Source organism: Streptomyces sp. NPDC003635, assembly GCF_053587635.1.
The window spans coordinates 1-26,305 of record NZ_JBSFOK010000064.1 but is presented as its reverse complement, the minus strand read 5'-3'; the positions used below and the strand labels follow the sequence as shown (position 1 = coordinate 26,305).

Below are 26,305 nucleotides of genomic sequence, written 5' to 3'. Positions count from 1 at the left end.
CTGACCCGTACGCCAGGGCGTTGACCTGTAGTTTCCTACGGTTCCTGGACGGTACGGACCCTGTATGGACGGACTGTAAACTCTGGACACGTGACTTCAGCGCCCGCCAAGCCCCGCATCCCGAACGTCCTCGCCGGACGCTACGCCTCCACCGAGCTCGCCACGCTCTGGTCCCCCGAGCAGAAGGTGAAGCTGGAGCGTCAGCTCTGGCTCGCCGTGCTGCGGGCCCAGAAGGACCTCGGCATCGAGGTGCCGGACGAGGCGATCGCCGACTACGAGCGTGTCCTCGACACCGTCGACCTGGCCTCCATCGCCGAGCGCGAGAAGGTCACCCGGCACGACGTGAAGGCGCGGATCGAGGAGTTCAACGACCTCGCCGGGCACGAGCACGTGCACAAGGGCATGACCTCCCGCGACCTGACGGAGAACGTCGAGCAGCTCCAGATCCGGCTCTCCCTGGAGCTGATGCGCGACCGGACGGTGGCCGTCCTCGCGCGCCTCGGCAAGCTCGCGGGCGAGTACGGGGAGCTGGTCATGGCCGGCCGCTCGCACAACGTGGCCGCGCAGGCCACCACCCTCGGCAAGCGCTTCGCCACGGCGGCCGACGAGCTGCTCGTCGCCCACGGCCGGGTCGAGGAGCTCCTCGGCCGCTACCCACTGCGCGGCATCAAGGGCCCGGTCGGCACCGCTCAGGACATGCTGGACCTGCTCGGCGGGGACGCGTCGAAGCTCGCCGAGCTGGAGGACCGGATCGCCGGGCACCTCGGCTTCTCGCAGGCCTTCACCTCCGTCGGCCAGGTCTACCCGCGCTCGCTGGACTACGAGGTCGTCACCGCGCTGGTGCAGCTGGCGGCGGCGCCGTCCTCGCTGGCCAAGACGATCCGTCTGATGGCCGGGCACGAGCTGGTCACCGAGGGCTTCAAGCCGGGCCAGGTCGGCTCCTCCGCGATGCCGCACAAGATGAACACCCGCTCCTGCGAGCGGGTCAACGGCCTGATGGTCATCCTGCGCGGCTACGCCTCGATGACCGGCGAGCTGGCGGGCGACCAGTGGAACGAGGGCGACGTGTCCTGCTCGGTGGTGCGCCGCGTCGCCCTGCCGGACGCCTTCTTCGCGCTGGACGGTCTGCTGGAGACCTTCCTGACGGTGCTGGACGAGTTCGGCGCGTTCCCGGCGGTCGTGGCCCGCGAACTCGACCGCTACCTGCCCTTCCTCGCCACCACCAAGGTGCTCATGGGCGCGGTGCGGGCGGGTGTGGGCCGTGAGGTGGCCCACGAGGCGATCAAGGAGAACGCGGTCGCCTCCGCGCTCGCCATGCGCGAGCAGGGCGCCGAGCGCAACGAACTGCTGGACAAGCTGGCGGCGGACGAGCGGATCCCGCTGGACCGGGCCGCGCTGGACGCGCTGATGGCCGACAAGCTGTCGTTCACGGGCGCCGCCGCCGATCAGGTGGGCGTGATCGTGGGCCGGATCGAGGAGATCGTGAAGCAGCGTCCGGAAGCCGCCGGGTACACCCCGGGAGCGATCCTCTGACGCGCTTCACCGCCGAGGAGTTGGAGGCCGCCCGCGAGCGTCTGGTGCCGGACGTGGTCGCGGACGGCCTCCGCGTGCTGTTCTGCGGCATCAATCCGGGGCTGATGACGGCGGCGACCGGGCACCACTTCGCCCGCCCCGGAAACCGCTTCTGGCCGGTGCTGCACCTGTCGGGCTTCACACCGAGGCTGCTCAAGCCCGCCGAGCAGGGCGAGCTGTTGTCGTACGGGCTCGGCATCACGAACGTCGTGGCGCGGGCGACGGCCCGGGCGGACGAGCTGAGCGCCGAGGAGTACCGGGAGGGCGGACGGCTGCTCGCCGAGAAGGTCGGCAGGCTGCGGCCGCGCTGGCTGGCGGTCGTGGGGGTGACGGCGTACCGGGTGGCCTTCGACGAGCGCAAGGCGCGAGTGGGGCCTCAGGAACGGCTGATCGGGGACACGCGCGTGTGGGTGCTGCCTAATCCGAGCGGGCTGAACGCGCACTGGACGGCGGCGACGATGGCGGAGGAGTTCGCGCGACTGAGGGTCACGGCGGATCCTCCTTCGTGATCAGGGCGAACACCTTCGGCATGTCGTCCGTTTCGCGATCGAGGACCGTCAGGACCACCCAGCGGTCCTCCACCTCCCAGGTGCGCAGTTCCGTCGCGAAGACACCGAGCAGAGCCCATGCCTCGGCTATTCGCCCACCGCGGGCTCCGCGCTCGACGAGCGTGGTGGTACCCCACCGGGACGGCTCTCCCCAACGCGCGGTCAGCAGCTCGGCCACGGCCGCCTCGTAGGCGTAGCAGTCCTCCGCGCTCTGCCAGTCGCGCGGCCCTAAGACGGCCTGGTGATAACCGGGCTCCGCCGGAATGTCCCGTGCGCGGAGCCCGTCGATCAGGGCGAGGTCCTTCGCGATGTCCATGTGATCCAGTAAACCGGCCGCCACTGACAATTGGCGGGCCGTCAGCTGTCCCGGCGGCGTACACTCCAGGCACCCGCGAGCAGCGCGGCCCCCGTCCACAGCGCGGTGACCCCGAGACCGGCCCAGGGGCCGAGCGTGCCCTCGTGCGTCTCGTGCAGGATCGCCTGGCCCGCCTTGTCGGGCAGGAAGTCGGTGAGGCCGCCGGCCGCGTCGCCCACGACGAAGGAGACGACCAGCACGAACGGGATCAGCACGGAGAGCGTGGCCACGCCGCTGCGCAGAAGAGCGGCAAGTCCGGCCGCCAGCAGCGCCATCAGCGTGAGGTAGAGGGCGGAACCGAGGACCCCGCGGGCCTGCTCGCCCGCGTCGAGTCCGCTCGCCGCGTCGCCGAGGCCGGCGCGTCCCACCGCGAGGGCGGCGAGCGAGGTGGCCAGTGCGACGGCCAGGGTCGGCACGGCGATGGCGGTCACCTTGGCCGCGAACCACCGCCCCCGCTGGGGAACGGCCGCCAGCGACAGCCGCAGCGCGCCCGCGTGGTACTCGGCCGACACAGCCAGCGCCCCGAAGCTGATCGCCGCGATCTGGCCGGGCAGTACCCCGGACAGCGCCGTGAACAGGGGGTCGAAGTCCGGGTCGGCCGGCTCGGCGCCGGCCACGGCGGAGAACGCCGTCGTCACGGCGAACAGGGCCAGCAGCGTCCCGCCCAAGGAGCGCAGGGTACGGATCTTCAGCCACTCGGAGTGGAGCACGGGGGCGAAGGTCGTCATCGTCGGGCCTCCTGAAGCGCTGCGGTGAACTCGGCCTCGGCGGCCGTCAGATCGAGGTAGGCCTGCTCCAAGGTCGCCTCCTCGGCGGCCAGTTCGAGCAGGGGGACGCCCGCGGCGGAGGCGAGGCGGCCGATGTCGTCCACGCGTGCGTGCTCGACCGTCCAGTGCCCCTCCTCGTGCCGCACGGCGTCATGGCCGGCCCGGGAGAGCGCGGTGGCGAGCGCGGCGCCGTCCGTGGTGCGGATGCGGACCCGGGGCCGCACGCGTGCTTGGATGAACTCCCGCATGGGGGTGTCGGCCAGCAGACGTCCCCGCCCCAGCACCACGAGGTGGTCGGCGAAGGACGCGGTCTCGTTCATCAGGTGGCTGGAGACCAGGACCGTGCGCCCCTCGTCGGCCAGCCCGCGCAGCAGCGCGCGGATCCACACGATGCCCTCCGGATCGAGGCCGTTGGACGGCTCGTCGAGCATGACCACCTCGGGGTCGCCGAGGAGCGCGGCCGCGATGCCGAGCCGCTGGCGCATGCCCAGGGAGTACGTCCGCACGCGGCGCCGCGCCACGGACGCGAGCCCCGTCTGCGCCAGCACCTCGTCGACGCGGCGGCCCGGGATGCGGTTGCTCGCCGCGAGGACCCGCAGATGGTCGCGGCCGGTGCGGGAGCCGTGGGCGGCCTGCGCGTCGAGCAACGCGCCCACGCGGCGCAGGGGCTCGTCCAGGGTCGCGTAGGCGCGGCCGCCGATCGTGGCGGTGCCGGACGTCGGCCGGTCGAGGCCGAGCACGAGCCGCATGGTGGTGGACTTACCGGCGCCGTTGGGTCCGAGGAAGCCGGTGACGCGGCCGGGGAGCACACGGAAACTGAGTTGGTCCACGGCTCGGCGGGTGCCGTACTCCTTGGTGAGGGCTTGGACTTCGATGCTGGTCATGGCAACAGCGTGGCCGGTCACGGGGTGCCCGGCCCTCCCCCGCGCGTGGAGATCGTCTCCCCCGTGCGGGGGAGGGCCGTTGTCAGCGGTGGCTGACACGATGTCGCGATGGCCCGCTTTCTGCGCCCGCTGCTGCGGGGGACGACTTACACACGCCTGCTGCACCTGTGGGTGCCGATGCTGATCGTCAGCGTGTGGCTGTTCATCGACATGTCGACCCCCTGGGTGCCCGCGCTCGCGCTGGTCCCGCTCGGCCTGGTCCCGGCCGTCCGCACGGGTGAGGGGGTGCAGGCCCGGCTGCTGCTGGTGTCCGGCACGGACGACGCGGGCATCTCCGTGCGAGCGTCGGCGAGTTGGCGGGACCGGCTGCGCACGGTGCTGTGGCTGCAGGCGCGCATGGCGCTGGGCGCGCTGGCCGGCTTCGCCACTGTCTGGCTGCCCCTGCTCTCGTTCCAGCTGCTGGCCTTCGGAGCCGTCGGAGCCTCCGGCGGTCTTCCAGTGCTGCGGGACGCGTCGGCGCACTGGACGTACGCCCTGCTCGCGCCGGTCCCGCTCGTCGTGCTGTACGGCGTCGTGGTGGGGCTCGGTGAGCTGGTCACCGCCGTCGCCCGCGGGCTGCTCGGGCCGTCGGCCGCCGAGCGGCTCGCCGCCCTGGAGGAGCGCACGGAGCGGCTGCTGGAGCGCAACCGCATCGCCCGTGAACTGCACGACTCGATCGGCCATGCCCTGACGGTCGCCGTCGTCCAGGCGGGTGCCGCGCGCGCGGCGGGCGATCCGGCGTTCACGGACCGGGCCCTGGAGGCGATCGAGGAGACCGGGCGGGCCGCACTGGAGGATCTGGAGCGCGTGCTGGGCATCCTGCGGGAGACGGAGCGGCCCGCGAGCAGTCGGCCCACGCTGGTGGACGCCGACCGGCTGCTGGAGTCGGCGCGCGCCGCCGGGGCGAAGGTCGACGCCGAAGTCCGCGGAGCGTTGGACACCGTGCCGGGGCCGGTCTCGCGCGAGGGATACCGCATCCTCCAGGAGTCGCTGACCAATGTGCTGCGGCACGCGGACGGCGCCGCCGCCGACGTGCGCGTGGACGTCACCGAGCGGGCCCTCGTGCTGGAGGTGCGCAATCCGCTGCCGGCCGCGGCGCCCGGCCCCGGACGCGGCAGCGGTCTGCGCGGCATACGCGAGCGCGCCGCCCTGCTCGGCGGGCGCGCGCACACCGGCCCGGCCGACGGCGACTGGCAGGTGCACGTCGAGCTGCCGCTGCGCTGATCTACGCTGGCCGGATGCCGGTCACCGTTCTCCTCGTCGACGACGAACCCCTCGTACGCGCGGGCCTGCGGGCCGTTCTGGACGCGCAGCCGGACATCGAGGTCGTCGGGGAGGCAGCCGACGGGGCGGCGGTGATCCCGCTGGTCCGCTCCCTGCGGCCGGACGTCGTCGCCATGGACGTCCGGATGCCGCTGCTGGACGGGATCGAGGCCACGCGCGCGGTGCTGCGGACGGTCGACGACCCGCCGAAGATCCTCGTGGTGACGACGTTCGAGAACGACGAGTACGTGTACGAGGCGCTGCGTGCCGGGGCCGACGGGTTCCTGCTGAAGCGGGCCAGGCCCGCGGAGATCGCGCACGCGGTCCGGTTGGTCGCGGAAGGCGAGTCGCTGCTTTTCCCGGCGTCGGTTCGGCAGCTCGCCGCCGAGCACGGCGAAGGTGGCGGGAATCCCGCGGCGCGGGCCGTGCTGGAACGGGCCCGGCTGACCGAGCGGGAGGCGGAGGTGCTGCGGCTGATGACGCGCGGGCTGTCCAACGCCGAGATCGCGGCGCGGATGGTGGTGGGCACCGAGACGGTGAAGTCGCATGTGAGCGCCGTACTGGCCAAGCTCGGGGCCCGGGACCGCACACAGGCGGTCATCACGGCGTACGAGTCGGGGTTCGTGGCTCCGGGGTGACGCCACCTGCCACTCGCCGGGGTCCCTCCGGCCGAGTAACATCCGGCCAACACGCGCACGAGCTGGGAGGACGGACGGTGGGGCGGCTGACCGGCGGGGATCCCTCGCTGCTGCGAAGGATCAACTCCGCGGTGGTGCTGCACGCGCTGCGTGCCACGGACTGCGCGACGCTGACCGAGATCACCCGGGTGACCGGACTGTCCCGGCCGACCGTCGAGGGGGTCGTCGAGGATCTCATCGAGGCGGGCTACGTCGTCGAGCGGGCCGCCGACGAGAGTGTCGCGCGACGCCAGGGGCGCCCGGCCCGGCGCTACCGGTTCCGCGCCGAGGCCGGTCATCTGCTGGGCCTGGACATCGGGCCGCACCGGGTCGCCGCGGTGCTGTCCGACCTCGACGGCCGGATGCTGGGCTCGATCGCCAAGGACGTCGAGGAGACGGCCACCGCCGACGAGCGGCTCGAGCGGCTGCGCACGGCGGTCGCGGACCTGCTGCGCCGGGCGGGTGTGGCGCGGGGCTCGCTGCGGGCCGTGGGCGCGGCGACGCCCGGGATCGTCGAGGCGGACGGCACGGTACGGCTGAGCACGGCGCTGCCGGAGTGGTCGGGGCTGCCGCTGGGCGAGCGGCTGAGCCGGTCCTTCAAGTGCCCGGTCCTGGTCGAGAACGACGCCAACGCGGCCGCGGTCGCCGAGCACTGGAAGGGCGCCGCCACCGAGTCCGACGACATCGTGTTCGTGCTGGCGGGGCTGAGTCCGGGCGCCGGTTCGCTGATCGGCGGACGGCTGCACCGGGGGTACGGCGGGGCGGCCGGCGAGATCGGCGCGCTGCATCTGCTGGGGCGCGAGGCGACGCCGGAGACCCTGCTGTCGACCACGAACGAGCCGCTGCACCCGCTCGACGAGCAGGCGGTCGCCGAGGTGTTCGCCAAGGCGCGCGAGGGCGACCAGCGGGCCCGCGCGGCCGTGGAGCGCTTCATCCAGCGGCTCGTCCACGACGTGGCGGCCCTGGTCCTGGCCCTCGACCCCGAACTCGTCGTGGTGGGCGGCTGGGCGGCCGGTCTGGACGGCGTACTGGAGCCGCTGCGCCGTGAGTTGGCACGCTACTGTCTGCGCCCGCCGAAGGTCACCCTGTCCCTGCTCGGCGAGGCGGCCGTCGCGACGGGGGCGCTGCGGCTGGCCCTGGACCATGTGGAGGAGCAGCTGTTCGCCGTGGAGGGGACGGTGACGGCGCGCCGCTGAGCCCGCCGTCACCGTGCCAACGGTTCGCGCCCCGCGGGAGGTCGCGGGGCGCGGCGTACGTTCGGTGGATCAGGACGCCTGGCGCTCCGGGCCCTCATGGATCTCCACGCCGCCGGAGTCGCCGAAGGTCAGGCGGCAGGTGTCCGCCCGGTAGGTGGCGACCGAGAGGGCGGCGGTGCGCCCCCCGGCGACGTAGCGGGTGGTGACGACGAGGACGGGCGCGCCGGGGAGCCGGTCGAGCTGCTTCGCGTCGTCCGCGCGGGCCGAGCCGAGTTCGACCGCGCTGTCCTGGCCGACCAGCTCCAGCCGCTGCAACTCGCGCAGCACCGCACGCGCGCGTGCCGCTCCGGCGGGCGCGTCGATGGCGGAGAGGTCGGGCACCGAGGACGCGGGGACGTAGAGCAGCTCCGCGGCGACGGGCTGGCCGTGCGTCACGCGAGAGCGGCGTACCAGGTGCACGGGCTCGTCCGGTCCGGTCTCCAGGGCCGCGGCGACGCTCGCCGGCGGGACCTCGAGCGTGCTGTCGGCGGGCTGCCAGTCGTCGCCGGCCGCCCCCGGCCACAGGTGCTGCTCGGTGCCCACCGCGACCCCCACGCGCGGCGGTGCCACCGTCGTGCCGACGCCCCTGCGGCGCTGGAGCCTGCCCTCCAGTTCGAGCTGCTCCAGAGCCTGGCGGAGCGTCGCGCGGGCCACGCCGAAACGGGCGGCCAGGTCACGCTCGTTGGGCAGGATCTCCCCCACGGAGAACTCCGAGTCGAGCGCCTCGCTGAGAACGGTCTTGAGATGCCAGTACTTCGGTTCCGGCACCGATTCCAGTTGCGTGGTCCCCACCCTGTCCTCCGCAATCGCCCTGGTCCGGCGGCGTTTTAGCGCCCTTGTTTATTAAAGGTTGTTGCACTTATCTGCGACCATAGGGCGGCCCCCACCCTTGGTCAAGACCAATCCTCGATCCCGTGTGGGCCCCGCGCAGGGGCCGCAGCACAGCGTTCACGGGGCGTTCGCACAGGGCCGTTTTCGTGACGCGACGGCAAAGCCCTCGTCGCGGAACGGGGGCTCGGAGAGCGCCTAGTCGAGGTCCAGCGACCGCAGTTTGTCGGGGTTGCGGACCACGTAGATCGACTGGATCCGGCCCTCGCGGATTTCCAGCTGGAAGACGCTGTCGGGCGTGCCGTCGTCCAGGGCGAGCAGGGCGGGGCCGCCGTTGAGCTCCAGGAAGCGGAAGGAGGCCCGCGGTACGCCCTTGTCGGCGGCGCCGACCAGGAAGCGGCCCACCTTCTCGGCGCTCTCCACGACCCGCAGCGGCGCCCTGGACTTGCCGCCGCTGTCGCCGACCAGGCGGGCGTCCGGGGCGAGCAGTGACATCAGCCCCTCCAGATCACCCTCGGAGGCGGCGGCGAGGAAGCGTTCGGTGAGGTCACGGCGCTCGACGGGGTCGACGTCGTAGCGGGGGCGCCGCTCGTCGACGTGCCGGCGCGCCCGTCCGGCCAGCTGGCGAACGGCCGGTTCGCCCCGGTCGAGCATCGCGGCGATGTCGCCGTACGGGTAGCCGAAGGCCTCCCTCAGCACGAACACGGCCCGCTCCAGCGGCGACAGCGACTCCAGGACGACGAGAACGGCGAAGGAGACCGTGTCGGCGAGCACCGCCCGTTCGGCGGTGTCCGGAACGGTGTCCCCGAAATCGGTGACGTACGGCTCGGGCAGCCAGGGTCCGACGTACGCCTCGTTGCGCGCCTTGACCTGGCGCAACCGGTCGATGGCCAGGCGGGTCGTGACGCGCACCAGGAAGCCGCGCGGGTCGCGGACGTCGGCGCGGTCCGCGCTCGTCCAGCGCAGCCAGGCCTCCTGCACGACGTCCTCCGCGTCGGCCACGCGGCCGAGCATGCGGTAGGCGACGTCCAGGAGGACGGGGCGGTGCTCTTCGAAGACGTCGGTCACGATGTCGGTGCTCACGGCATCCATCCCAGCCGACCGGCCCGGCGCTGTCCAGGCGAGACGTCGCAGACGCAAAGAACAGCGCACGAATCGCGCCGAGTTGTGGTCGCCGTTCGGGTGGACACACGGGTCTACCCGCCGGTAGCAATTGCTGACAAGCTGTCTACGACGTCCGTCCAGTCCCACACGAGGAGCACCCATGTCGGCCACCGTCTCCTTCGAGGTCCCCTCCCCGGGAGGCCCGCGGTCCGTGACCCTGTCCTACGCGCGGGTGGGTCGCGGTGAACCGCTGCTCCTGCTGCACGGCATAGGTCACCACCGGCAGGCCTGGGACCCGGTGCTGGACATCCTCGCGGCCGAGCGAGACGTCATCGCCGTCGACCTGCCCGGCTTCGGCGCGTCCCCGGCCCTGCCCGACGGACTCCCGCACGACCTGCCCACGATGTCGGCCGTCCTCGGCGGCCTGTGCGAGGCGCTGGAGCTCGACCGGCCGCATGTCGCGGGCAACTCGCTGGGCGGGCTGCTCGCCCTGGAACTGGGCCGCGACAAGCTCGTACGGTCCGTCACCGCCCTGTCCCCCGCCGGATTCTGGTCGCAGGCCGAGCGCCGCTACGCCTTCACCCTGCTGCTCTCGATGCGGCGGATCGCCCGGCGCATGCCGCTGCCGCTGGTGCAGCGCCTGTCCCGCTCGGCGGCCGGCCGCACCGCCCTGACCAGCACCATCTACGCCCGCCCCGGGCGCCGTTCACCCGAGGCCGTGGTCGCCGAGACGCTGGCCCTCGTCAACGCGACCGCTTTCGCCGAGACCCTCCACGCGGGCGGCTCGGTCCAGTTCACCGACGACGTCCCCGGTGTCCCGGTCACGGTGGCCTGGGGCACCAAGGACCGCGTGCTGATCCGCCGCCAGGGGGTGCGCGCCAAGCGGATCATCCCCAAGGCCCGGCTGATCCGGCTGCCGGGCTGCGGTCACGTCCCGATGAACGACGACCCGGCGCTCGTCGCGCGCGTGCTGCTCGACGGCAGCCGCTGAGCGACGCCGGGCCAACGCGCCGGAACCCAGGGCGACTCCGGCGCCGACCAGGGCGCTGCCCGCGGCCTGCGCCGGGCCGTAGGAGCCGGTGCCGACCAGCGGCGCGGTGCAGGCCGCGGCGACCGGGATGAGACCGGAGAACAGCGTGGCGCGCTCGGCGCCGATCCGCTGCATGCCCATGTACCAGCACACGAAGCCGATCACCGTGACGATCACCGCCTGCCACAGCAGCGCGAGGGTCTCGGTGGTGTCCGGCGTGCGCAGCCACCCGGCGCCGTCGGCGAGCAGTGCGGCGAGCGCCGACTCGACGGCGGCCACGCCGCACACCGTGGCGGACAGCAGCCGCGGGCCCAAGGGGCGCAGTACCGGCACGGCGAGGACGGCGAACCCGACCTCGCCCACGAGGGCGCACACCGAGAACGCGATTCCCGCCCCGTCCGTACACCCCCACCCCTGGACGGTGAGGGCCCCGAGGGCGACGAGCGAGGCCCCGTACAGCACCACCCGTTGCGGACGGCGGCCCTCGAGCAGCGGGACGACGACGGCCACGACCACGGGCGCGCAGCCCACGAGAACCCCCGGCACGGCCGGTTCCGCGCTGCGTTCCGCGGCGATGACGGCCAGGTTGAAGCCGACCATCCCGACGGCCGCGAGCAGGGCCAGGCGTACCCACTGACGGGCGGTGAGCGCCCGGAGCCGGGCCGTGGCACCCCGGCCCGCGAGAGGCACGAGCAGCAGACAGGCCAGTCCGTAGCGGAGGAACTGGCCGCCCGCGTACGGGTAGTCGCCGAGCACGCTGTTGGCGGTGAAGGATCCTCCGACGAGGACACAGGCGAGCGCGGCAAGCAGAGCCCCGCGTGTGGTGGTGGCGTTCATGGACAACGACGTTAGGAAGCAGAGCGGTCCGCATTAAGGTCCACTTTCATGACGGCGTCACGGACCAATCGACAGGACTCGCAGGGTGGATCCGCCGCATGGGAGGTGTTGCTGCCCGCCGCCTCCGCGCCGGCACGCGCGCGTGGACGGGCGTTGCAGGCGGCGCTGCGGGAGGCGGTGCGCTCCGGGCGGCTCGCTCCGGGGACGCGGCTGCCGTCGAGCCGGGACCTCGCCGCCGACCTCGGCGTATCGCGCGGGCTGATCACCGAGGCGTACGAGCAGCTCACCGCTGAGGGCTATCTGCGCAGCGGCCGGGGCGCCGGGACCTGGGTGGGCGGAGCCGTACGCTCCGCCAGTCCCCGCACGCGTGATCTGGCGCCGCGCTCCCCCGGCGCCCGGGCCGACTTCGTCCCCGGCACTCCGGACCTGTCGCTCTTCCCGCGCGCCGCCTGGGCCACGGCGCAGCGCGGGGTGCTGGCCGAGCTGCCCCACCAGGAGCTGGGGTATCCGGATCCGCGCGGGCTGCCCCGGCTGCGCACGGCACTGGCCGCGCTGCTGGCCCGCCGCCGCGGTGTGGTCGCGGACCCGGAGCGGCTCGTGGTCGTCTCCGGAGTCGCGCAGGCGACCACACTGCTCGGTTTCGCGCTCCACGCGCGCGGGATGCGCACCGTCGGCGCCGAGGACCCGGGCAGCCCGCAGCACAACGCGCTCTACGCCGCCGCCGGCGTCACGACCGTGCCACTGCCCCTGGACGACGAAGGGCTCGCCCTCGACCCCCTGCGGACCTCCGGCGTACGGGCCGTGGTGACGACCCCCGCCCACCAGTACCCCACCGGCATCGCGTACTCGGCGCGGCGCCGCGCCGAACTGCTGGACTGGGCACGGGCCGTGGACGGTTACCTCCTGGAGGACGACTACGACGGCGACTTCCGCTACGACCGCGCTCCCGTGGGCGCGCTCCAGGGCCTCGACCCCGAACGCGTCGCCTACGCGGGCTCGGTCAGCAAGTCGCTCGCACCGGGGCTGCGGCTCGGCTGGCTGCTGGTCCCGGAGTCGCTGGCCGACGAGGTCGTCGAGCGCAAGCGGACGATGGATCTCGGCCATCCCACCCTCGACCAGGCGCTGTTCGCCCGGTTCGTCGAGCGCGGCGACTACGACCGGCAGTTGCGCCGCTGCCAGCGCGCGTACCGGGAGCGGCGGGACGCGCTCGTCGCCGCGCTGGAGGAGTACTTCCCGGGCTCCCGGGTGTCGGGCATCGCCGCCGGGCTCCACGTCATCGCCGTACTGCCGAAACGGTTCGGGCCCGAGGAGGACTTCCTCGCGCGCGTGGCGGCGGCCGGGGTCGCGGTGCGTGCGCTGGCGGACTGCGCGCACGCGCGGGGGGACTACGAGGACGTACGGCTGGTGCTCGGGTACGCGCATCTGTCACCGGCGCGGATCCGGGACGGTGTGCGGATCATGGCGGAATCCATGGAGGAGTGAGCGAGGGCCCGGATCGCCGTGCCCCGGCCGGTTGTTCACTTGCGGTTTCCGTGTGCGCTGCGACGCCCCAGTAGTTGTGGCACTGCACACTGGCCGGATCCCGTCCTGGAGGCGCACCCATGTCCCACCGTCCGTTCCCCGGCCGCCGCAGCGTGCTGCGCGGCTCCCTCGCCGCCTCCGCGGCCCTGACCCTGCCCACCGCGCTCGGCGCGGCACCCGCGTTCGCCCTGTCCGGGCGGCCCACGGCGGGCTGGGGCGTGCAGACCGGAGACGTGACGACCGACTCGGGCCTGGTGTGGGTCCGCTCCGACCGGCCCGCGCGGATGATCGTCGAGACGTCCGCCACCGAGTCGTTCCGCAACCCGCGCCGATGGCAGGGCCCGCTGCTCGGCGCGGACAGCGACTTCACCGGCACCACCCGGCTGCGCGGTCTGCCGTCGGGCGAGCAGATCCACTACCGCGTGCTGCTCGCCGACCCCGACGACCCGCGCCGCACCGGCGAGCCGGTGACCGGCACCTTCCGTACCGCGTCGGTCGGGCGGCGGCGCGGTGTCCGCTTCGTCTGGTCCGGCGACCTCGCCGGGCAGGGCTGGGGCATCAACCCCGACCTCGGCGGCTACCGCATCTACGACACGATGGCCGGTCTCGACCCGGACTTCTTCCTCTGCAGCGGTGACAACATCTACGCCGACGGCCCGATCAACGGCACCGTGCCCCTGCCCGACGGGCGGACCTGGCGCAACGTCACCACCGAGGAGAAGTCGAAGGTCGCCGAGACACTCGGGGAGTTCCGCGGCAACTTCCGCTACAACCTGCTCGACGACAACCTGCGTGCCTTCAACGCCCAGGTGCCCTCCATCATCCAGTGGGACGACCACGAGGTCACCAACAACTGGTACCCGGGCGAGATCCTCGGCGATGCCCGCTACACCGAGAAGAGCGTGGACGTGCTCGCCGCCCGCGCCCGGCAGGCGTTCTCGGAGTACTACCCGATCTCCACCCTGCGCCGCCCCGACGGCCGGGTGTACCGGGTCCAGCACCACGGCCCGCTGCTGGACGTGTTCGTGCTCGACATGCGCACCTACCGCAACGCCAACTCCCCGGACGACCAGCCCACGGACCGGGTGGGCATCCTCGGCCGCGAACAACTGGAGTGGCTCAAGCGCGAGCTGTCCCGCTCCCGGGCGGTGTGGAAGGTGATCGCCTCCGACATGCCGATCGGCCTGGTCGTCCCGGACACCGGCGACGGCAGGCCCAACATCGAGGCCGTCGCGCAGGGCGACCCGGGCGCCCCGCTCGGCCGTGAACTCCAGATCGCCGAGCTGCTGCGGTTCGTCAAGCACCGGCGGATCACCGGCACGGTGTGGCTGACCGCCGATGTGCACTACACCTCGGCACAGCACTACCAGCCCTCGCGGGCCGCGTTCACCGACTTCGAGCCGTTCTGGGAGTTCGTCTCGGGCCCGCTCAACGCGGGCGGCTTCCCGGCCAACGCGCTCGACCACACCTTCGGCCCGGAGCGGGTGTTCCTCAAGGCCCCGACCGTCGCCAACGTCTCCCCCGCCGAGGGCTACCAGTTCTTCGGCGAGGTCGACATCGACGGGGACAGCGGGGAGCTGACGGTACGGCTGCGCGAGCAGGACGGCACCGTGCTGTTCACGCAGGTCCTCCAGCCGGGCCGGGTCGGCCAGTAGGTGCCGTAACCTTCATCAGTGCCGCGCACCGGCGTCATCCCCCGGCGCGCGGCACCCCTCAACTCGGCGCCGGCGAAGCTGTTTTCGCAGGTCAAGGCCGATTGTCAGTGGTCGCGTCTACGGTTTTTCCATGACGCGATCACTGCAGGCAGTGGCCTACCGGCGACCCTCCGTGCTGAAGTCCGGCGCGGACGGCCGACGGCTGGGGCTGGAGACCTCACGGGGTGCGACGCCCACGGGCACCGCCGACCATCCCCGCTTCTTCGCCGGGTTCCTGACGAGCCCCCAGGCGGCGTCCGCCGGGCTGCTGGCGGTCGCGGACGTGGCGGCCGCGCGCTACTTCCAGCGGCAACTGCGCGCCTCGCTGGACCCGGTGGTGACGGGCAACGGCGACCGGCTGCGCTTCGAGTCGTTCTCGGGCTGCGGCGGGGTGTACGCCCGCCTGGACGTCCTGACGGCGGGCCTCGACGGCGCCGAGGTGGGCCACGGCACGACGAACGTGGACGTCAACAACCCGCTGCGCGAGGCCCTGTCGAGGATCGGCACGGACGATCCGCTGCATCTGCGGGTGGGTCCCGACGAGCTGGCGGTGACCACGCTGGACGGCCCGGTCGTGGAGAAGAAGGTGCCGCTCCCGGACCGCTGGCTGCGCGGTTTCGCGGAGTCCCAGGTGATCGCGGCCGGTTTCGACCTGCGCGCCGAACTGCCGGCGGCCGAGGCGGTGCGCTTCCTGCGGGCCCTGCCGAAGGCGGGGGCGCGAGGCGCCGTGGGAGGTCCGCGCTGGCTGGTCCCGGCCGGACGCGGACTGCGCCCGACCACCCGGGCGGTGCCCGGCGCGGTCTGCCTGCCCGGCCCCGAGCGGCTCATCGCCCTCCAGCGGGTCCTTCGGCACGCCACGACCCTGCGCGTGTACGGACCCGCGGTCGGCGCGGGCTCGGCGGCGACGGCCGGCGCCTGGGAGATGGTGCTGCCCGGCATGCGGCTCACCCTCACCCTGTCCCCCGACGCCTCACGCGGCTTCTCCGGCGAGGGCGGCGTCCTGGACGCGCTGGCCGGCGACGAGGCCGCGGAGGACGCGGAGCTGATCTCGGTCCTCCTGGCCTGGGAGCCGCGGATCGACGTCACCGACCTCGCCGCCGCCTCGGGCCTGACCGCCGAGCGCGTCCGGGCGGCCCTGGTGCGCCTGGGCACCTCCGGCCGGGTCGGCTACGACACGGCGGAGGCGGCCTACTTCCACCGGGAGCTGCCCTACGACTCCGCGCGCGTGGAACGGCACAATCCCCGACTCCGCTCCGCGCGGGCGCTGGTGGCGGCGGGCGCGGTCGCCCTGGACGGCACCCTCGCCACGGTGACCGCGGAGGACGGCCATGTGCACCGGATCCGGGACGAGGCCGGGGTGCTCAGCTGTACATGCCTGTGGTGGGCCAAGTACCGGGGTGGACGGGGGCCCTGCAAGCACGCGCTGGCGGTACGCATGGTGCGACGGGGCACGGAGACCGTGGCCGAGCGGGGGACGGCCACGGCCATGACCACGGCGGCGATCGACGGGGGTATGCGGTGAGTGCGCTGATGGACGCGGTGCGGGCGGGGCGGATCGACGAGGTCGTGGGCCTGCTCGACGGGATGACGGACGCCGAACGGCGCGCGTTCGTGCCCGAGTTGAAGGAGCTGCGCAAGGCGCATCGCCCGGACCGGTGGAGCGAGAACGGGCATCGGATGCTGCCGTCGCTGCATCTGGCGGGAGCGGCCTGTCAGACCGGCGCCGCGGCCGTCGCCGGCTGGCTGGCCGCCGTCGACTTCATGTGGGCGCCCGCCGCACCGGCCCAGCTGATCGACATCCTCGCCGATCGTGACCTCGACTGGATCGCCGATGTGACGCACCGGCTCGCCCGACGCCCGGAGAGCGCCCGCGTGCCCTTCGAGCTGATGTCCGGCCTGGTCCGCCTCTCCGCCTGTCCGGTGCCCGTCACCGACGCCTACGTGCGGGGCTGGCTGAGGGACGTCAGCGGGTCCTGGGCCCGCGCGGGATCCCTCTCGGCCCGGCTGCGCCAGGAACCGCAGTTGGCGGAGCTGGTGGCCGCGCTGTTCGAGATCGACGACATCGGCTCGGTGTTCGGCTGGGTCGCCGGCGAGGGACGCAACAGCTGGCCCGCCTCCCTCGCTCAGCTGGCCGAGGACGGCACGCTGGACCGCAAGGCACTGCTGGACGGGTGCCTGGCCCGTCTGCTGCGCGGCGGCCGCCAGGGCGATGTCCGGGTGTTCCTGCGCCTGTTGCAGTCGCTGGCCCCGACCCCCGAGGAGCAGCGGGAGCGGGTGGCCGACTGGACGGCGCTCACCGCGGACGCCGTCTCCACCGTCGCCGCGCACGCCCAGTCGATCCTGGCCGGAATGGCCCTCAGCGGTGAACTCCCGCCCCGGCGACTGGCCGAGATGTCGGAGGCGGTGCTGTTTCGCGCCGAGAAGACACTGGTCCGGGCCCAGCTCGTGCTCATGGGCAAGGTCCTCGCGCACGACGCGTCCGGCGCCGACGAGCTGCTGCCCGCCCTGGCCCACGCCTTCGGGCACGCCGACACCGGGATGCAGGAGCGCGCCGTCAAGCTGGTGGAGCGGCACGCGGCGAAGACCAGCGAGCAGGGCGTCAGGGACGAACTGGCGACCGCCGCGGACCGGCTGAGCCCCATGCTCCGCGCCCGGGTCGCCGAGGCCCTGGGCGTGGCGCAGGTGACGACGGAGGCGTACGAGGAGACCCTGCCCCCGGCCCCGGCGCCCGAGCGGCTGGCGCCCGCGCCGGAGTCGGCGGCGGAACTCGCCGAAGAGGTGGGTGCCTTGCTGGCCGCCGGTGATGATGTGGTGACCTTCGAGCGCACCCTGGACGGCCTGGTCCGCCACGCGCACCGGGACCCGGACGCGCTGCGGGAAGCCCTCGAACCGGTGGCGAGCCGCTTGTGGTGGTTCGCCGCGGACACCGTCTACCCCAGCGACTTCTTCGGCCAGCGCCACCTCGAACTCGTCCTCGCCGCCCTGCTGAGAAGGACACCTCCCGAGGGCATCCGCACGGCCGTCCAGGACCCCGTGGCGAAGGCCGGCTGCGTCCACAGCCCCCTCAGCCGGGCCTTCAACGCCCGCATCTGGGAGATCGCCCATCGTGTCCACGCCGATCCGCCGCCCTTCCTGCTCTCCACGCCCACCTGGAGCACCGGTCTGCTCGAACCGGACGAACTCGTGACCCGCCTCGACGACTACCGGAAGCAGGGGGCCAGGCCGATACCCGCCGACTTCGCACAGGCACTGCTGCGGGTCCGGCGCTCGGACCGTACGACGGCCGCGGCGGCGGAGCGGGCGGCGGCCCTGGGCACACCCGAGGGCATCCGGCTCGCCGAGTGGCTCACCGGCGACGGCTCGGCCCTGCCACCCGCGCGCAGGCGCACCGCGGGCCCGCGCGTCCTGCTGGAGTTCGCCGAGCTCGACGAGCTCCAGCAGGACTTCCCCCCGGACTTCCACTCGCTGGGCCGACCGGTGACCGTCTACAGCGACCGCTGGCGCTGCTACCACTGGGACGCCGACATGCGCCCGCACTGGACGGCCCTGCTGCCCGAGCACCGTGAGCTGGTGGCGGTCCGGGTGCTGCGGGACCTCTCCGCGACCGCCGTGGACGACACCCGGGGAGCCGCCGAGATACTCCCCCGGCTCGCCGAGTCCGGCGGAGCCGCTGGCCCGGCGACCCATCTGTGCGTGGCGTACGGCCTCGGCGCGCGGCACGAAGAGGATCGGCTCGCCGCCGTGGACGCCGTACTGATGCTGGCGGCGCGAGGGCAACTCGACGCCGAGCGGCTGGGCACGGACCTCGGGGAGCTGGCGGGCAGCGGGGCCGTGAAGCCGTCGCGGCTGGTGGAGTCCGTGCGGACGGCGGCGGCCACCGGGGCGAACGCCACGGTCTGGGAGATACTCCGGCACACCCTGCCCGCCCTGCTCGCCGGCCGGACCGGCGAGCGTCCGCCCGCACCTCCCCGTGGGCTCACGGACCTGTTGGCCGTGGCCGCCGACTGCGCCGAGCGGTCCGGTGCGCGGGGCGAGGTGCCGCACCTGGCGCAGACGGCGGACCGGGGCGGCTCCTCCCGTCTGGTGGCCCAGGCCCGTCGGCTCCGCAGCACGCTGGTGGCGGAGGTGGCCGCCTGACGTAGTCCTGTACGCCGGACGCCGGACACCCCGGTGTGGACGCGGGCGGGCGACCAGGGGCGGGCATTCCGGCGTGCGGCGCCAGCAACACAACCGTAAAAGAAATGACAAAAGGTGCAGAAGCGATCTTTACCGCCCGGTCACAATGCGTTCGTGATCACGCAACACCGTTCCTTCACAGTGGCTGCATGAGTCGAGACATGAATGATGTGACGCGTGCGAAGCACGGGCGTCCCGTCCACCACTGGCGGCGGGACGTCATCGAACTCGCCGCGCTGTTCACGGCGGTGGCCGTCGCGGACGCCGTGGCCAACCTGGTCGGCCACGGGCCGGACGGACCGGAGCTGCTGCTGGTGTCGGCGATCGTGCTGATCGCCACGGCCGTGTTCCACACATGGTGGTCACGCCGCCACGGTCATGCGCCGCCGACAAGCGATACCGGCGCCCGGCCGTCCGCCGAGGAGCGGCAGGCCGGGCGGTCGGAAGCGGCGGCACGGCCCACCGGGGACGCACCCGGCGAGAGCACGCTGTGGCGGATGCGGACGACGGTGAAGGACGAACCGGGATCGCTGGCCGCGCTCTGCACCGCGCTGGCCGAACGGCGGGTGGACATTCTCAGCCTCCAGACGCATCCGCTGGGCGACGGCACGGTGGACGAGTTCCTGCTGCGCGCCCCGGGCGACCTCGCCGTCGCCGAGATCACCCGCGCCGTCTGCGCGGCGGGCGGCACCGGCACCTGGATCGAGCGCGCCGACGCCCATGACCTGGTGGACGCGCCGACCAGGGTGCTGGGCCTGGCCACCCGCACCGCCCTGGACGCGGCGGAACTGCCGCTGGCGCTGCGGCAGCTGCTGGGCCGGTGCACCATCCGCCAGCTGCCCGGCGCACCGGTCGCCGGACGGGCGCCGGAGGGGGTGCCCGTGGAGGGCGTCCTGGAGGACACCGTGATGCGGCTGCGGGCACCGGAAGGCGGAGTGATCACCGTGGAGCGGCCGTATCTGCCGTTCACCCCGACCGAGTTCGCGCGGGCCCGCGCCCTGGTGGAACTGGACGCCCGACTCGGTCCGCGCGTGCCGCGCGGCCGGGACGTGCTGACGCTGCCGGAAGGCAGCGACATCACCGTCCGGCGGGCCGACACCGGCGACGTCGAGGCCGCGAAGGCCATGCACGAGCGGTGCTCGGCGCGGACACTGAGCATGCGGTACCACGGGCCGGTCGGCGACGCGGACCGTTACCTGAACCATCTGCTCAGTCCCCGCTTCGGGCGGACGCTCGCCGTGCAGAGCGCCTCGGGGCGGATCGTCGGGCTCGGTCATCTGCTGTGGGACGGGGACGAGACCGAGGTGGCGCTGATCGTCGAGGACGCGTGGCAGCGCAGGGGTATCGGCGCCGAGCTGCTCGACCGGCTGGTCGCCATGGCCGTGGAGGCCGGGTGCGAGAGCGTGTACGCGGTGACGCAGTCCTCCAACACCGGGATGGTGGCCGCGATGCGAGGGCTGGGCCTTCCCCTGGACTACCAGATTGAGGAAGGCACGCTCGTCATCACGGTCAGGCTTGCCTCCCCCGCGCAGGCGGCTCTGGGGGAGGCAGCCCGTCGCAGGGGCTAGTGCCGGGCCGCCGCCGCGGGTTCGTTGCGGCTGCTCGCGCCCTTACCAGGTGGGCTCGCCGCCAGCGCGTGGTTCAGATCTGCCCACAGGTCCTCCACGTCCTCCAGGCCCACCGACATCCTCAACAACCGGTCGCTCACCCCGGCGTTCCGTCGGTCGCCCGCGTCGACGATGCGGTGGCTGATGGACGCCGGGTGCTGGATGAGGGTGTCGACGCTGCCGAGGCTGACGGCCGGGGTGATCAGGCGGACGGCGGCGATGACGTCGTGCGGGTCGCCGTGGACCTCGAAGGCGACCATCGCGCCGCCGATGCTCGGATAGTGGACCCGGGCCACCCGCGGGTCGGCGGTCAGCCTCCGGGCCAGCTCCGCGGCGGTCGCCGAGGCGGCGCGGACCCGGACCGGCAGTGTCGACAGGCCGCGCAGCAGGAGGTAGCCGGCCAGGGGGTGCAGGACGCCGCCCGTGGCGAACCGTATCTGCCGGAGCCGCCCGGCGAGTTCCTCGTCGCAGGCCACCACGCCCGCCATCACGTCCCCGTGACCGCCGAGGTACTTGGTCGCGCTGTGCAGCACCAGGCGCGCCCCCTGTTCGGCCGGGCGCTGGAGGACGGGCGTGGCGAAGGTGTTGTCCGCGAGCAGCGGGACCGATCCGCAGGCGTGGGCCACCGCACGCAGGTCGACCTCGGCGAGCGTCGGGTTGGCCGGTGACTCCACCATCACCAGGCCCGTGTCGGGACGTATCGCCTCCGCGATGCCGGCCGGATCGGTCCAGGTGACCTCGGAGCCGAGCAGTCCGGCGGTCAGGAGGTGATCGCTGCAGCCGTAGAGGGGGCGTACGGCGACGACATGGCGCAGGCCCATCGAGGCCCGCACGAGAAGGACCGCGCTCAGCGCGGCCATGCCGCTGGCGAACGCCACCGCCGACTCGGTGCCCTCGAGCCGGGCCAGGGCGGTCTCGAAGCGGGCGACGGTGGGATTGCCGAGCCGTCCGTAGACGGGCGGCCCGTCCAGGGACGGCTCGGCGCCGGTCTCGGCGAACGCGTCGATCCGGGCGGCCTCGCCGCGGCTGTCGTAGGAGGGGTAGGTCGTGGACAGGTCGATCGGCGGGGCGTGCAGGCCCAGACTCGCGAGATCGTCGCGGCCTGCGTGCACGGCTTCGGTGGCCAGGGCTCTGGTTCGCACACGGGACTCCATGGGCGGAAGAGTGAACGCCGACCGGGTCACAGGAATCGAACACCGTGCTACGTTCGGCCGGTGGCCGAATCTGTCGTACTGGATCCGGTGGACCTTCATCTGCTGCGGCTGTTGCAGAACGACGCCCGGACGACGTACCGGGATCTCGCCGCGCAGGTCGGGGTCGCACCGTCGACCTGCCTGGACCGGGTGACCCGGCTCCGGCGGGCCGGGGTGATTCTCGGCCATCAGCTGCGCCTGGACGCCTCGAAGCTGGGGCGTGGGCTGCAGGCACTGTTGTCGGTGCAGGTCAGGCCACACCGGCGCGAGCTGGTGGGGCCGTTCGTGGAGCGGATCCGGGCGCTGCCGGAGTCACGGACCGTCTTCCATCTCACCGGTCCGGACGACTATCTGGTCCATGTCGCGGTGGCGGACATGGCCGATCTGCAGCGGCTGGTTCTGGACGAGTTCACGGCGCACCGGGAAGTGGCGCGGGTGGAGACCCGGTTGATCTTCCAGCAGTGGGACTGCGGACCCCTGCTGCCGCCTTCGCCCTCAGCTCAATCCGGCTGACGCGCGGCGGGCCGTCGTACGAGGATGGTCCGCATGTCAGAGACGAAGAGCCCGCTGCCCCGGGAGGTCGCCGACGCCTATGTCGACGACCTCATCGCCCTCGATCCCGTAACCGGTACCTATCTCGGCCACAAGGCGAGTTCGAGCAGGCTGCCCGATCTCTCGCCCGCGGGCCAGGAAGCACTGGCGGAGCTGGCGCGGGCGACCCTCGCGCGGCTCGACGAGGCGGAGCGGCAGCCCGGCGCGGACAGCGAACTCGAGCGCCGGTGCGCGCGCCTGCTCCGCGAGCGGCTGACCGCCGAACTCGCCGTGCACGAGTCCGAGGAGGGCCTGCGCATGGTCGGCAATCTGGGCACCCCGGCCCAGTCCGTGCGCGAGATCTTCTCGATCACCCCGGCCGACACCGAGGAGGACTGGCAGGCCATCGCCGAGCGGCTGCGCGCGGTGCCGGCCGCGCTCGGCGGCTACCGCGAGTCCCTCACACTCGGCCTGGAACGCAAGCTGTACGCGGGACCGCGCCCGACCGCCACCTTCTTGGAACAGCTCGGCGAATGGGCGGACACCGGTGCGGGCCGGAGCTATTTCGAGGACTTCGCGGCCGCGGGCCCCGAGTCGCAGCGCGCCGAGCTGGACGAGGCGGCCCGGGTGGCGACCGCCGCGGTGGTGGAGCTGCGGGACTGGATGCGGGACGTGTACGCGCCCGCCGTCGAGGACGCCCCGAACACCGTGGGCCGCGAGCGCTACGCGCGTTGGTCGCGCTACTACAACGGCACGGATCTGGATCTGGACGAGGCGTACGCGTACGGCTGGTCCGAGTTCCACCGCATCCTCGGCGAGATGAAGCAGGAGGCCGAGAAAATCCTGCCCGGCGCCGAGACGCCCTGGGTGGCGCTCGCCCACCTCGACGAGCACGGCCGCGCGATCGAGGGCGTCGAGGAGGTACAGGCCTGGCTCCAGGGCCTGATGGACCAGGCGATCGACGCGCTCGACGGCACGCACTTCGAACTCGCCGAGCGGGTACGGAAGGTGGAGTCGCACATCGCGCCGCCCGGCAGCGCGGCGGCCCCGTACTACACCGGTCCGAGCGAGGACTTCTCCCGGCCCGGCCGCACCTGGCTGCCGACGATGGGGCTGACCCGCTTCCCGGTGTACGACCTGGTCTCCACCTGGTACCACGAGGGCGTGCCGGGCCATCACCTGCAGCTCGCCCAGTGGATGCACGTCAAGGACAGCCTCTCCCGCTACCAGGCCACCATCGGCCAGGTCAGCGCCAACTGCGAGGGCTGGGCCCTTTACGCGGAGCGGCTGATGGACGAACTGGGCTTCCTCACGGACCCGGAGGAGCGGCTCGGCTACCTCGACGCGCAGATGATGCGCGCGGCGCGGGTCATCGTCGACATCGGCATGCACCTGGAGCTGGAGATCCCGGCGGACTCGCCCTTCCACCCGGGTGAGCGCTGGACGCCGGAGCTGGCCGAGGAGTTCTTCGGGGCGCACAGCAGCCGTCCGGCGGACTTCGTCGAGAGCGAGCTGACCCGCTATCTGACGATCCCGGGCCAGGCGATCGGCTACAAGCTGGGCGAACGGGCCTGGCTGCTCGGCCGGGACAGGGCCCGTGAGCGCCGGGGCGACGCCTTCGACCTCAAGGCCTGGCACATGGCGGCCCTGTCCCAGGGTTCGCTGGGTCTGGACGACCTGGTGGACGAGCTGGCACAGCTCTGACCCCGATCGCCACGGGAGTCCGCCCGGTGGGTCGAAGACCCGACCGATGACACCCACGGCCTCGTCTCATCTCCGACCGGACGATGAGACGGGGCCGCCCGGCGCCGGGTCCAGGCCAGTGGGCGCTGGGCCTGCACGGTGGGCAATGGGCTTGCTCTGTGGGCGAAAGGCCTGCTCTGTGGGCGATAGGCCTGCACGGTGGGCGATAGACCTGCACCGTGGGCGATAGACCTGCACCGTGGGCAATAGGCCTGCCCTTTGGTCCGGCCTGGACCGCTAGCCCGCCGGCCCGCCGCCGCCCGGTGGTCCAGGGTGGACCGCCGCCCCGCCACCGGGGGCCAGGGCGGACCGGGCCAGGGCGGACCGCCGGCCGCCGCCCGATGGGCCAAGGTGGACCGCCGGCCCGCCGCCCGGTACTACTCCGGCAGCCGCCGGAGCTGGACCAGGCCGAGCCAGGTCTCGGGGCCGGGCTGTACCCAGGCCGCGCGTACCGCGTAGGGGCCCGGGGTGAGGGGGACCCTCAGCGGGGTGGCGCGTTCGGTCTCGGTGCCGGGCCAGGCGGAGTCGAAGAGGACCACGGGTCCCGGCACCTTCCAGCGCAACTCCGCGCCCCACTCGGCGGTGGCGAGGGCCGACGGCACGCCCGCGAGCAGCTCGGCCTCGGAGTCGGCGGCGCACCAGCGGACGAAGGTGCCGTGGTCCGGCAGATAGGCGGTGGACGCGGGTTCGTCCCCCAGGACCAGGGCCGCGCTGTCCCCCACGGGCAGCAGGCCGGCGGGGCCGTCGATCTCGCAGGCCCGGTCGTAGTCGGAGGCGGTCTCGTCGCCGTCGGCGCCCGCCCAGAACGGCAGCACCGTCTCCGGCACCGCTATCAGGGGCCCGCCGCCCGACTCCACCCACCGCACCGTGTCTCGCACCATGGTGCGGAAACTTACACGCACAGCCGCAGCACAAGATCGGTGTCTCCGGCAACCTTTTCCGAGCGGTCCGGCGTGGGCCTCAGCAGCCGCAGTCCTCACTGTCCACCGGCGCCGTCAGCGGGTCGGCGACACGGCGGGCGGGGCCCTCCCAGGTCTCGTAGGCGAAGCCCTCGCGGGCCCAGTACTCGAAGCCGCCGAGCATTTCCTTGACCCGGTAGCCGAGTTCGGCGAGGGCGAGGGCCGCGCGCGTGGCGCCGTTGCAGCCGGGGCCCCAGCAGTAGGTCACGACGGGCACGGACTTGTCGAGGAGCTGCTCGGCCTGTTCGGGGATGAGCGCGGTGGGCAGGTGGATCGCGCCGGGGATGTGGCCCTGGTCCCAGGAGGCGGTGGACCGGGAGTCCACGACGACGAACCCGGGGTCGCCGTCGGCGGCGAGGGCGGCGGCCACGTCGGACACATCGGCGTGGAAGACCAGGCTGGCGCGGAAGTAGGCGGCGGCCGCGGCCGGGGCGGCGGGGGCCACGCGCAGGACGGGGTTGACGGCGGTGGTGACGCTGCTCATGGTCTGGCCTCTCTGTGGTGCTTCCTTATGACCTGAAATCTACGGCTCGAAGATCAACTGCCTGAAGGGGCGATCCCCGGCACTCCGCTTGATCGGCCGCCGAATCCCCTGTTAGCTCGGCTCATGACCACGTATTCACCGGACGCCACCGACTGGCGCATCCTCGATGTCCTCCAGCGCGAGGGCCGGGCCAGTTTCGCCGAGCTGGCGCGGGCCGTGTCGATGTCCCCGAGCGCGGTCACCGAGCGGGTGCGCAGGCTGGAGGAGGCGGGCGTCATCCAGGGGTACTCCGCCGTCGTGGCCCCGGAACGGCTGGGGATGCCGATCCTGGCGTTCGTCCGGCTGCGGTACCCCAACGGCAACTACAAGCCGTTCCACGACCTGGTGGCCGTGACCCCGGAGATCCTGGAGGCGCACCACGTCACGGGCGACGACTGCTTCGTGATCAAGGTCGCCGCGCGCTCGATGCGCCACCTCGAGGAGGTCTCGGGCAAGATCGGCGCGCTGGGCTCGGTGACCACCTCGGTCGTCTACTCCTCGCCGCTGCCGCGCCGCCCCCTGGGGCGTTGAACGTCAGCCGGCACCCCGCTGTCGCAGCGCCGACCCCGAGCGCCCCTTCACGACCTCCAGTTGGGCGTGGACGCGTCGGCGCAGATCGGCGACGTGACTGACGATGCCGACGCTGCGGTCGCGTTCCCGCAGGGAGTCGAGGACGTCGAGGACCTCGTCGAGGGTCTGGTCGTCGAGGCTGCCGAAGCCCTCGTCGATGAAGAGGGTGTCCAGCCGGACCCCGCCCGCCTCGTCGGTGACGACGTCCGCGAGGCCGAGGGCCAGGGCGAGCGAGGCGAAGAAGGTCTCACCGCCGGACAGGGTCGCCGTGTCCCGCTCGCGCCCGGTCCAGGCGTCCACGACATGCAGCCCCAGACCGCTCCGCCCGCGCCCGGCGCGGTCGTCGGAGTGGACGAGGGTGTAGCGCCCTGACGACATGCGCCGCAGCCGTACGGTCGCGGCGGCGGCGACCTGTTCCAGGCGGGCGGCGAGGACGTACGACTCCAGCCGCATCCTGCGTTCGTTGTCCGCCGAGGTGCCCGCCGTGAGCGCCGCCATCCGGGCCACCCGGTCGTACCGCGCGCGCAGCGGCGCGAGCCGCCGTACCCCCGCCGTCGAGCGGACGGAGAGGCGGTCCAGCTCGGTGCAGCGGCGGGCGGCGGCGCCGACGACGACCTCGACGTTCCGCTCGGCGTCCGCGCCCTTCTCG

The 26,305-nt window shown here is 73.1% G+C and carries 23 protein-coding genes and 1 pseudogene; 14 read left to right on the top strand and 10 right to left on the bottom strand.

What is annotated here, in order from left to right:
- The first annotated feature begins 90 nt into the window (after nt 1–90).
- Entirely contained in the window at nt 91–1,533 is a 1,443-nt protein-coding gene (gene purB / locus ACWDRW_RS36585) for an adenylosuccinate lyase (protein WP_451731668.1), read from the top strand.
- Complete coding sequence (mug, locus tag ACWDRW_RS36580) at nt 1,530–2,081, top strand: G/U mismatch-specific DNA glycosylase (RefSeq protein ID WP_451731707.1); 552 nt, start codon at nt 1,530–1,532, stop codon at nt 2,079–2,081. Before purB ends, mug begins: the two co-directional genes overlap by 4 nt.
- On the opposite strand, the gene ACWDRW_RS36575 is transcribed toward mug, so the two are convergent.
- The 3 genes from ACWDRW_RS36575 to ACWDRW_RS36565 are packed head-to-tail and all read right to left on the bottom strand — an operon-like array spanning nt 2,059 to nt 4,126.
- A complete protein-coding gene (locus tag ACWDRW_RS36575) occupies nt 2,059–2,436 on the bottom strand; it encodes a hypothetical protein (protein ID WP_451731666.1) in 378 nt (125 codons plus the stop codon). The genes mug and ACWDRW_RS36575 overlap by 23 nt on opposite strands.
- A 41-nt stretch (nt 2,437–2,477) precedes the next feature.
- Nucleotides 2,478–3,203 carry an ABC transporter permease gene (locus ACWDRW_RS36570; RefSeq protein WP_451731663.1) on the bottom strand — a complete coding sequence of 242 codons (726 nt, stop codon included), beginning with the start codon at nt 3,201–3,203 and terminating at the stop codon, nt 2,478–2,480.
- Nucleotides 3,200–4,126 (bottom strand): ABC transporter ATP-binding protein, encoded by a 927-nt coding sequence (locus tag ACWDRW_RS36565; protein WP_451731661.1) that lies wholly within the window; start codon nt 4,124–4,126, stop codon nt 3,200–3,202. The genes ACWDRW_RS36570 and ACWDRW_RS36565 overlap by 4 nt, the downstream gene beginning before the upstream one ends.
- A 108-nt stretch (nt 4,127–4,234) precedes the next feature.
- Between ACWDRW_RS36565 and ACWDRW_RS36560 the strand changes: the two genes are divergently transcribed.
- From ACWDRW_RS36560 to ACWDRW_RS36550, 3 genes are all read left to right on the top strand, one after another.
- Nucleotides 4,235–5,389 carry a sensor histidine kinase gene (locus tag ACWDRW_RS36560; protein ID WP_451731658.1) on the top strand — a complete coding sequence of 385 codons (1,155 nt, stop codon included), beginning with the start codon at nt 4,235–4,237 and terminating at the stop codon, nt 5,387–5,389.
- Between the two features lie 14 nt (nt 5,390–5,403).
- On the top strand, nt 5,404–6,066 hold the full coding sequence (locus ACWDRW_RS36555) for a response regulator transcription factor (RefSeq protein ID WP_451731655.1): 663 nt from the start codon (nt 5,404–5,406) through the stop codon (nt 6,064–6,066).
- 77 nt (nt 6,067–6,143) lie between these two features.
- A complete protein-coding gene (locus ACWDRW_RS36550) occupies nt 6,144–7,301 on the top strand; it encodes an ROK family transcriptional regulator (RefSeq protein ID WP_451731652.1) in 1,158 nt (385 codons plus the stop codon).
- Between the two features lie 69 nt (nt 7,302–7,370).
- Here ACWDRW_RS36550 and ACWDRW_RS36545 read toward each other — a convergent pair whose 3' ends face one another.
- Together ACWDRW_RS36545 and ACWDRW_RS36540 are read right to left on the bottom strand one after the other, a co-directional pair.
- Nucleotides 7,371–8,132 carry a GntR family transcriptional regulator gene (locus ACWDRW_RS36545; protein ID WP_451731649.1) on the bottom strand — a complete coding sequence of 254 codons (762 nt, stop codon included), beginning with the start codon at nt 8,130–8,132 and terminating at the stop codon, nt 7,371–7,373.
- 234 nt (nt 8,133–8,366) lie between these two features.
- On the bottom strand, nt 8,367–9,251 hold the full coding sequence (locus ACWDRW_RS36540; RefSeq protein ID WP_451731647.1) for an RNA polymerase sigma-70 factor: 885 nt from the start codon (nt 9,249–9,251) through the stop codon (nt 8,367–8,369).
- A 181-nt stretch (nt 9,252–9,432) separates the two neighbouring features.
- Between ACWDRW_RS36540 and ACWDRW_RS36535 the strand changes: the two genes are divergently transcribed.
- Complete coding sequence (locus tag ACWDRW_RS36535) at nt 9,433–10,263, top strand: alpha/beta fold hydrolase (protein WP_451731644.1); 831 nt, start codon at nt 9,433–9,435, stop codon at nt 10,261–10,263.
- A 39-nt stretch (nt 10,264–10,302) separates the two neighbouring features.
- On the opposite strand, the pseudogene ACWDRW_RS36530 reads toward ACWDRW_RS36535, so the two are convergent.
- A pseudogene (locus ACWDRW_RS36530) lies at nt 10,303–11,139 on the bottom strand (DMT family transporter); the annotation flags it as partial.
- Nucleotides 11,140–11,187: 48 nt separating this feature from the next.
- Here ACWDRW_RS36530 and pdxR point away from each other — a divergent pair.
- The 5 genes from pdxR (at nt 11,188) to ACWDRW_RS36505 (ending at nt 20,098) form a co-directional block, all read left to right on the top strand.
- Nucleotides 11,188–12,621 (top strand): MocR-like pyridoxine biosynthesis transcription factor PdxR, encoded by a 1,434-nt coding sequence (gene pdxR, locus ACWDRW_RS36525; RefSeq protein ID WP_451731642.1) that lies wholly within the window; start codon nt 11,188–11,190, stop codon nt 12,619–12,621.
- Nucleotides 12,622–12,740: 119 nt separating this feature from the next.
- Nucleotides 12,741–14,315 carry an alkaline phosphatase D family protein gene (locus ACWDRW_RS36520; protein ID WP_451731640.1) on the top strand — a complete coding sequence of 525 codons (1,575 nt, stop codon included), beginning with the start codon at nt 12,741–12,743 and terminating at the stop codon, nt 14,313–14,315.
- A gap of 130 nt (nt 14,316–14,445) precedes the next feature.
- On the top strand, nt 14,446–15,876 hold the full coding sequence (locus tag ACWDRW_RS36515; protein ID WP_451731637.1) for an SWIM zinc finger family protein: 1,431 nt from the start codon (nt 14,446–14,448) through the stop codon (nt 15,874–15,876).
- Nucleotides 15,873–18,491, top strand: a complete 2,619-nt coding sequence (locus ACWDRW_RS36510; RefSeq protein WP_451731634.1) for a DUF7824 domain-containing protein — start codon at nt 15,873–15,875, stop codon at nt 18,489–18,491. Before ACWDRW_RS36515 ends, ACWDRW_RS36510 begins: the two co-directional genes overlap by 4 nt.
- A 200-nt stretch (nt 18,492–18,691) precedes the next feature.
- Nucleotides 18,692–20,098 (top strand): GNAT family N-acetyltransferase, encoded by a 1,407-nt coding sequence (locus tag ACWDRW_RS36505; protein WP_451731632.1) that lies wholly within the window; start codon nt 18,692–18,694, stop codon nt 20,096–20,098.
- Here the strand turns inward: ACWDRW_RS36505 and ACWDRW_RS36500 are convergent.
- Nucleotides 20,095–21,291, bottom strand: coding sequence for a trans-sulfuration enzyme family protein (locus ACWDRW_RS36500; RefSeq protein ID WP_451731629.1), 1,197 nt, complete (start codon nt 21,289–21,291; stop codon nt 20,095–20,097). The two genes, ACWDRW_RS36505 and ACWDRW_RS36500, sit on opposite strands and share 4 nt — an antisense overlap.
- Nucleotides 21,292–21,351: 60 nt before the next feature.
- On the opposite strand from ACWDRW_RS36500, the gene ACWDRW_RS36495 reads away from it, so the two are divergent.
- Nucleotides 21,352–21,843 (top strand): Lrp/AsnC family transcriptional regulator, encoded by a 492-nt coding sequence (locus ACWDRW_RS36495; protein WP_451731625.1) that lies wholly within the window; start codon nt 21,352–21,354, stop codon nt 21,841–21,843.
- Nucleotides 21,844–21,876: 33 nt separating this feature from the next.
- On the top strand, nt 21,877–23,565 hold the full coding sequence (locus tag ACWDRW_RS36490; RefSeq protein ID WP_451731622.1) for a DUF885 domain-containing protein: 1,689 nt from the start codon (nt 21,877–21,879) through the stop codon (nt 23,563–23,565).
- Nucleotides 23,566–23,981: 416 nt separating this feature from the next.
- On the opposite strand, the gene ACWDRW_RS36485 is transcribed toward ACWDRW_RS36490, so the two are convergent.
- On the bottom strand, nt 23,982–24,485 hold the full coding sequence (locus ACWDRW_RS36485) for an immunity 21 family protein (protein ID WP_451731619.1): 504 nt from the start codon (nt 24,483–24,485) through the stop codon (nt 23,982–23,984).
- Between the two features lie 79 nt (nt 24,486–24,564).
- On the bottom strand, nt 24,565–25,047 hold the full coding sequence (locus tag ACWDRW_RS36480) for a rhodanese-like domain-containing protein (RefSeq protein ID WP_451731617.1): 483 nt from the start codon (nt 25,045–25,047) through the stop codon (nt 24,565–24,567).
- Between the two features lie 123 nt (nt 25,048–25,170).
- On the opposite strand from ACWDRW_RS36480, the gene ACWDRW_RS36475 reads away from it, so the two are divergent.
- A complete protein-coding gene (locus ACWDRW_RS36475) occupies nt 25,171–25,617 on the top strand; it encodes an Lrp/AsnC family transcriptional regulator (RefSeq protein WP_451731614.1) in 447 nt (148 codons plus the stop codon).
- Between the two features lie 3 nt (nt 25,618–25,620).
- On the opposite strand, the gene ACWDRW_RS36470 is transcribed toward ACWDRW_RS36475, so the two are convergent.
- Nucleotides 25,621–26,305, bottom strand: a 685-nt coding sequence (locus ACWDRW_RS36470) for an SbcC/MukB-like Walker B domain-containing protein (protein ID WP_451731611.1), incomplete at its 5' end; no start/stop codon positions are given.